This is a genomic window from Oceanospirillum sediminis (assembly GCF_014164585.1).
Lineage (GTDB): Bacteria > Pseudomonadota > Gammaproteobacteria > Pseudomonadales > Halomonadaceae > Oceanospirillum > Oceanospirillum sediminis.
The window spans coordinates 1-7,592 of sequence record NZ_JACJFM010000067.1 but is presented as its reverse complement, the minus strand read 5'-3'; the positions used below and the strand labels follow the sequence as shown (position 1 = coordinate 7,592).

Sequence of the window (7,592 nt, the reverse complement as noted above, 5' to 3'; positions counted from 1 at the left end):
AAGTGCATTTTTTGTAAAAAAGTTACAGCAGCCCTGAAACGAGCAGCAAAAGCAGGGAAATCAGAGGGTTAGCAAAAGCACGACAAAGCCCTGCATCGCAGGGCTTTGACAGCTATTCAGTTCAATTCAGCATGGATAATTGAAAGCAAAGACCAAAGGTTAATAGTTCGTCTATATGATCAGCATTCTTAAAGACAGAGGTCTGAATTTGATAGAGAGATTAATGCGCCTGATCCCAGCTATCCCCTGAGTCTGCTTCCACCAGTAACGGCACATCCAGTTCAGCGGCATTTTCCATATAAGGTTTCAGTGCGGCTTTAAAGACTTCAACCTGCCCGGTCGGCACTTCAAACACCAATTCATCGTGTACCTGCATAATCATGTGTACATTTTTGCAGGCTTCATCTTCGCCAGCCTGCAGCCACTGATCGACTGCAATCATGGCGCGCTTGATAATATCCGCTGCAGTGCCCTGCATCGGAGCATTAATAGCGGTACGCTCCGCGGCCTTGCGCATAGCGCCGTTACGGGCATTAATTTCAGGCAAATACAGGCGACGGCCAAACAGGGTTTCTACATAACCTTTTTCTTTTGCACTTTCCCGAATCGTATCCATATAACGGGCCACGCCTGGGTAGCGCTCAAAGTAACGCTCAATATAGATCTGCGCCTGGTTACGTTCGATATGCAGCTGCCTGGCCAAACCAAAGGCAGACATACCGTAGATCAAACCAAAGTTAATAGCCTTGGCGCTGCGACGCTGATCGGCAGTGACATTTTCTGGTGAGCAACCAAAAACTTCTGCGGCTGTTGCTCTGTGTACATCCTGATCATTCTGGAAAGCGTCCAATAAACCTTTATCGCCAGATAGGTGCGCCATAATACGCAGCTCAATCTGGGAGTAATCCGCCGCGACAATGCTGTAACCCTCTTCCGCCACAAAGGCCTGACGGATACGACGGCCCTCTTCGGTACGAATCGGAATATTCTGCAGGTTAGGATCACTGGACGACAAACGACCTGTCGCTGTTACCGCCTGATGGTAGGAAGTGTGTAAGCGTTTCGTACGCTCACTAATCATTTGAGGAAGCTTGTCTGTATAAGTTGACATCAACTTATTCAGTCCCCGATGTTCCATAATCAGCTTTGGCAATGGGTAGTCCAACGCCAGCTCTTGCAAAGCTTCTTCTGATGTTGATGGCTTACCTGATGGTGTTTTTTTCTTAACAGGCAGCTTCATTTCTGCATATAAAATTTCACCCAGCTGTTTTGGTGAGCCTAAGTTAAATTCTTTGCCAGCCAGTTCATAGGCTTCACTTTCAAGTTCTCTCAGACGAACGGTAATTTGCTTGCTTTGCTTCAAAAGCTTTTCTGAGTCAATCTTTGTTCCATTTCTCTCAATGCGGGATAGCACGGGGACCAGAGGTAACTCCACATCCTTCAGTAGCTCCCCTAGACGACCTTCCGATTGAACCATTGGCAACAACTTATTATGTAAACGCAGAGTAATGTCGGCATCTTCTGCTGCATAAGGTGCTGCTTTTTCTATTTTAATCTTGTTAAACGGCAGCAAGGCTTTACCCAAACCAGCCTGATCTTTATTTGTTTTCTCCAGTGTCTTGTAATCAAAAACCAGCTTCGCAAGTTCATAGTCTCTGGCCAGACGTTTAAGAGCACTTAAAGACGTAGACCCCCCAGACTTAGTTTTGTCTTTAACAGGAATGCCATTTTTGACATACAGAACATCAGCAAGCTCTTTTTGCGAACTGATGTCAAACGTTTCTCCTGCAAGAGCATAGATTTTCATTTCTAATGCTTTCAACTCACTATTTTCTTGCGCTGCACTGTCACCAAGCAGGTCAAACTGTTCAGAAACAGTCCCCCCATCATTTGCCGCAACCTGTTCAAAACTGATCGTAGTATGACCCAGGTACTTACTGGATAAGCTGTCCATATCATGACGGGTGGCTGTCGAGTTCAGCACATAAGATGCCAGCATGGTATCGCTGGCCACGCCTTTCAGTTCGATACCATAGTTGGCCAGTACATTGATATCGTATTTCAGATGCTGACCGATCTTACCTTTTGCCGGATCTTCCAATAGCGGTTTCAGTTGTGCCAGCACCCAATCCCGATCCAGCTGCTCCGGCGCGCCCATATAATCGTGGGCGACCGGTACATAGGCCGCTTTACCGGCTTCAACGGCAAAGGACACCCCTACAATCTCCGCCTGCATATAATCCAGGCTGGTAGTTTCGGTATCAAAGGCAAACTGATCAGCAGCTTTAAGCTGCTCCAGCCAGGCATTAAATTCAGCTTCGGTCAGTACCGTATCATATTCACCGGCAATCACAGGTTCTTCTGCCGCATCATCCGCAATCTGTTCAACCTCGGCTGCCGTGGCGCTGTCCTCGGCTACCTTATCAGACTGGCTTTCCGCACGATTCAGGGCATTCAACCAGGTTTTAAACTCCAACTCGGCATACATCGCTTTCAGCGTATCGGTATCCTGAGGCGCCAGCACCAGATCGTCGATGGTCACATCCAACTCAACATCACACTTGATGGTAGCCAGCTCATAGGAGAGGTAGGCCATCTCTTTGTGCTCAGCCATCTTCTTACCCAGGGTTTTAGAACCCCTGAAGCCCAGCGGTGCGATCTGATCCAGATCCGCATAGATAGCATCCAGACCACCGATACCCTGCAACAGCGCCAGAGCCGTCTTCTCACCCACACCCGGAACACCCGGGATGTTATCTACCTTATCCCCCATCAGGGCGAGGAAATCGATAATCAGCTCAGGACCAATGCCAAACTTATCCTTAACACCGGGGATATCCATCACGGTATCAGTCATGGTGTTAACCAGGGTCACTTTTTCGGTCACCAGCTGGGCCATATCTTTATCACCGGTAGACACCACGACCGAGCGCCCCGCCGCTTCACCCTGTTGCGCCAGAGTACCAATCACATCATCGGCTTCCACACCTTCTACGCATAGCAATGGCAGCCCCATTGCCCGGATCGCCTGATGCAAAGGTTCGATCTGAGAGCGTAAATCATCCGGCATCGGTGGACGCTGGGCCTTATACTCAGGAAACATATCATCACGGAAAGTCTTGCCCTTGGCGTCAAATACCACCACAACCGGTGCTTCAGGATACTGTTTCAGCAAGCTCTTCAGCATGTTCAATACGCCTTTTATTGCCCCACTGGGCTGGCCTTTTGAGGTTGTCAGAGGTGGCAGAGCATGAAATGCCCGGTACAGATAAGAGGAACCATCCACCAGAATCAGTGGCGCCTGAGCAGTGTCATTCATACAGGTGATCAACTCAATTCGGTTATACTTGTGATGACAGCCCTGAGAAACAGATCAGGATGATAGTGAAACTCTGACCGGGCAGAACTGTCTGCAGAATAGAGTCATGATAAAGCACACAGCATTCAGACCAAAGGTCTGACAAGGATTAAATATGTTACGCACCATCTTTTTCAGCATATTACTGGTATTACCAGCGCTACAGGCTCAGGCAGAAAATCAGCAACCGGAGCCTGAAATTACGATCCGGGATGGTGGTGATCGTACTTTATATGAATACCGTGCAAATGGTGTTTTGTATGCGATTAAAGTGAGGCCAAAAGCAGGACCGGAGTATTATCTGGTTGATGTAAATGGCAATGGTAATTATGTTCGGCTGGATAAGGTGTCGGATAAAAAGCCTTTCCTGATACCTCAGTGGGTACTATTACGCTGGTAATCGACGCAGATAGACAAGTTTTTCACTGGACAACAGGGTAGCATAAACACTATTTTTTGATTTTTCTCTTTATCGATCAAGAACATCAGGTGATTTATGGCCGTTTATACTCAGGTATCCGATCAGGCGCTTCAGCAACTTATGCAGGCATACGGACTGAACGGCCCTGTTACCAGCAAAGGAATGGCCGGTGGTACGGAAAACACCACCTATAAAGTCAGCTGTGAGAACCAGCACTTTATCCTGACTCTTTTTGAACAGGGCGATCACAGTGATCTGGATTTTTTTGTTCAGCTGCTACCCTGGCTGGCAGAAAAAGGACTGGAAATAGCGCCACCACTGCCAGATCTGGAAGGCCAGTGTCTGCACCAGATTTCTGACAAGCCTGCACTGTTATTCCCTTTTCTGGTCGGCGAACACCCGGAAGCCTCCAACGTTAATAAAGGCAGAGCGATAGGCCAGTGGCTGGCTCGATTGCATCTGGCAGGGCAGGATTTCCCTCACAGAAAAGACAATCTACGTTCTGTCGACTGGATGAAAGACAGCGCTCCCCACCTGATGCCCTTGCTGGATGATATGGATCAGCAACTGATGCAACTGGAGATTAGTCACTTTGCCGACCTGCTGGAAGAGTGCCCGGATCTGCCAGAAGGTATTATTCATGGCGACCTGTTCCGGGACAACAGCTTCTTTGAAGACGATACACTGACCGGTGTGATTGATTTCTATAACGGCTGTACTGGACATCTTCTATATGATCTGGCCGTTGTCATCAACGACTGGAGTTGCCAGCAGGGTTCTGAGCCAGATATGTCTATTCAGCAGGCGGTTATACAGGGCTATAACTCTGTCCGGGAGCTGAGCGACCAGGAACAGCATGCTCTGCCCGGATTTATCCGGGCCTGCGCACTGCGCTACTGGATATCCCGTCTGATTGCCATGCATCTGACGCCACCAGGAGAAGATCAGGAGAGTATCGTTAAAGATCCGGAGCAATACCGGTTGATTCTGCAGGCACGTATCCGACAGGCTGCCTGTGCAGACGAAATAGTCTGATCACTATATTCCAGTGACCTCACCACAGCAGCATTCACTGGTATACATACCATGCAGTAAGAAGACACGCTGAACAAAATCAGTTGTTCAGCGTCATGAATTACGGCTTAGCCGGATCCATCAGCTTCACAACCTGAATCTCATCTTTCGGGTCAGGCTGCCCCTGATTAACACGGGTTGCCAGTTCATCCATTGCCGAATCAGCTATCAGAGACATCGCATCGGTAAAATCACAGGCGACACACTCACGGTGCTGGATATCGTCTTCTGTCCAGGCTTTCAGTTTATCCATCTCACCACACCGGGGGCATACCGCTCCGGCGATAAATCGTTTAATAATTGTCATCACTCATCCAGCTACAGGTTCGGGCAAACTGATCAGTTAAGATCAGATACAGGCAATTATAGCCCTTAAACGACAGTATCCGGTATAAACCGGATACTGTCTGTTACGCATAAGTCTCGTGAAAGGATTACCGGACAACGAAAAGGTTCAGTACACAATTTGTCCGCTTATTCAGCAATCCTGCTAATGCTCTGTCAGCCATTAATGCCACTATGGCGTAGCAGTGCATCCACTTCAGGGTCCCGGCCACGAAATGCTTTAAATAACTCTGCCGGTTCCTTAGAGCCCCCCATCTCCAGAATATTTTCCAGGAAAGACTGACCCGTTACCTGATTGAAAAGACCTTCATCCTCAAAACGGGAGTACGCATCAGCGGACAGCACTTCCGCCCACTTATAACTGTAATACCCTGCCGCATAACCACCAGCAAAGATATGGCTGAAGCTGTGCTGAAAACGGTTAAAGGGCACTGCAGGTAAGACTGCAACCTGCTGACGCACACTATTAAGAAGCGCCTGTACACTGGAATCCCAGTCCGGGCGATATTCATGATGCAAACGAAAATCGAATAAAGCGAACTCCAGCTGACGCACCATCATCATGGCAGACTGAAAGTTTTTGGCCGCCTGTAGTTTATCCAGTAGAGCCTGTGGCAGAGGTTCTTCAGTTTCAAAGTGTCCGGCAATCAGATCCAGACCTTCTTTTTCATAACAGAAGTTTTCCATAAACTGGCTGGGCAGCTCAACAGCATCCCAGGCCACGCCATTGATGCCAGCCACATCAGAGACTTCCACTTTGGTCAGCATATGATGCAGACCATGACCGAATTCATGAAACAGGGTCGTCACTTCGTCATGGGTCAAAAGCGCCGGTTTATCACCGACAGGAGCTGAGAAATTACACACCAGATAAGCAACCGGTAGCTGTAGTTCACCATTGTCTTTACGATAACGCCCACGGCAGACATCCATCCAGGCGCCACCGCGTTTGTTCTCTCTGGCATACAGGTCCAGATAGAAACTGGCGATCTGTTCGCCATCGCGTTTCACGGTGTAAAACTTCACGTCCTCATGCCAGCGATCCGTCTGCTCCGTTATCTCTTCCAGCGTAATTCCATACAAACGATTGACTACATCAAACATACCGGCAATCACTTTTGCAGCCGGGAAGTATGGTCGCAGCTCTTCCTGAGAGATAGCATAACGTTGCTGACGCAGTTTCTCACTGTAAAAACCCACATCCCAGGCTTTCAGATCATCCGCACCATGCTCATCACGGGCATAAGCCTGAAGATCCGCAAACTCTTCTCTGGCCTGCTTCACAGATCGATCCGCCAGATCATTCAGAAAGCCCAGAACTTCATCTGTGCTACTGGCCATCTTGGTTTCGATGGAATATTCAGCATAGCTGTTAAAGCCCAGTAACTGCGCCAGCTCGTATCTCAATGCCAGAATTTCCTCCATTACCGGTGAGTTATCCCACTCACCAGCATTCGGCCCCTGATCTGAGGCGCGGGTAACAAAGGCGGTGTACACTTCTTCGCGCAGCTCACGGTTTTCGGCATAGGTCATCACCGGATGAAAAGAAGGGAAATCCAGAGTAATCACCCAGCCATCCAGTTCTTTCTGTGCCGCCAGCTGTTGTAACAGCTCTTTGGCGGTATCCGGTAACCCGGCCAGATCTGCTTCGTCAGTGATATGTTTATGCCAGCCCTGGGTCGCATCCATCACATTCTCAGCAAACTTATTGGTCAGCTCAGATAGTTTCTGTTTCAGCTCTCCGTAACGGGCTTTTTTGTCTGCTGGCAGATCGATACCGGACAGATGAAAATCACGCAGTGTATTGTTAATCGCTTTTTGCTGCGCGGTATTCAGATCGTTAAAGCCTTCGCTCTCTTTCAGTGCCTTAAAGCTGTTACACAGTATTTCGTTCTGGCCTGTTTCGGTGCTGTACTGAGACAGTTTAGGTAAACAGGCATTATAAGCATCACGCAGTGCATCACTGTTGACCACAGAGTTCATGTGGCTGACCGGAGACCACATCTGCCCCAGGCGTTCTTCATGCTCAGTCAGCGCCTGGACCAGTGAATCCCAGCTGGGAGCATCCTGATGCTGAAGACGTTCAATAGCGGCACGGTTATCGGCCAGAATCTGATCCAGAGCAGGCTCAACCATCTCCGGGCTGATCTTACTGAAGGGTGGTAAGGTATGACTTTCCAGTAACGGGTTGCTCATAAAACGGCCCTTTTATGCTTATGTCGTAAAATTTTCATCTAATTGCTTTTAATATGGGGCGTTTACCGGGAAATTCCAGTCAGAGGCAGGATAAGTAGTAAAACAAAGGTAACTATTCAGCCCGCTCTCAACTATTTGCTACCTTGACGAATAGTTGAGATCTGTCAGTTTATGCATAGCAACAGACATTGAAGAGCA

The 7,592-nt window shown here is 48.5% G+C and carries 5 protein-coding genes; 2 read left to right on the top strand and 3 right to left on the bottom strand.

The window, feature by feature from the left end; all coding sequences use genetic code 11:
* Positions 1–220: 220 nt before the first annotated feature.
* Positions 221–3,319, bottom strand: a complete 3,099-nt coding sequence (polA, locus tag H4O21_RS23755) for a DNA polymerase I (RefSeq protein ID WP_182812256.1) — start codon at positions 3,317–3,319, stop codon at positions 221–223.
* A gap of 154 nt (positions 3,320–3,473) precedes the next feature.
* On the opposite strand from polA, the gene H4O21_RS23750 reads away from it, so the two are divergent.
* Entirely contained in the window at positions 3,474–3,758 is a 285-nt protein-coding gene (locus H4O21_RS23750) for a DUF2782 domain-containing protein (protein ID WP_182812253.1), read from the top strand.
* A 96-nt stretch (positions 3,759–3,854) separates the two neighbouring features.
* Complete coding sequence (locus tag H4O21_RS23745) at positions 3,855–4,814, top strand: homoserine kinase (RefSeq protein ID WP_182812250.1); 960 nt, start codon at positions 3,855–3,857, stop codon at positions 4,812–4,814.
* A gap of 100 nt (positions 4,815–4,914) precedes the next feature.
* Here the strand turns inward: H4O21_RS23745 and H4O21_RS23740 are convergent, their stop codons facing one another.
* Complete coding sequence (locus H4O21_RS23740) at positions 4,915–5,160, bottom strand: YheV family putative zinc ribbon protein (RefSeq protein ID WP_182812247.1); 246 nt, start codon at positions 5,158–5,160, stop codon at positions 4,915–4,917.
* A gap of 194 nt (positions 5,161–5,354) precedes the next feature.
* Positions 5,355–7,394: an oligopeptidase A gene (prlC, locus tag H4O21_RS23735; protein ID WP_182812244.1), complete on the bottom strand. Its 2,040-nt coding sequence runs from the start codon at positions 7,392–7,394 to the stop codon at positions 5,355–5,357.
* Positions 7,395–7,592: the final 198 nt, after the last annotated feature.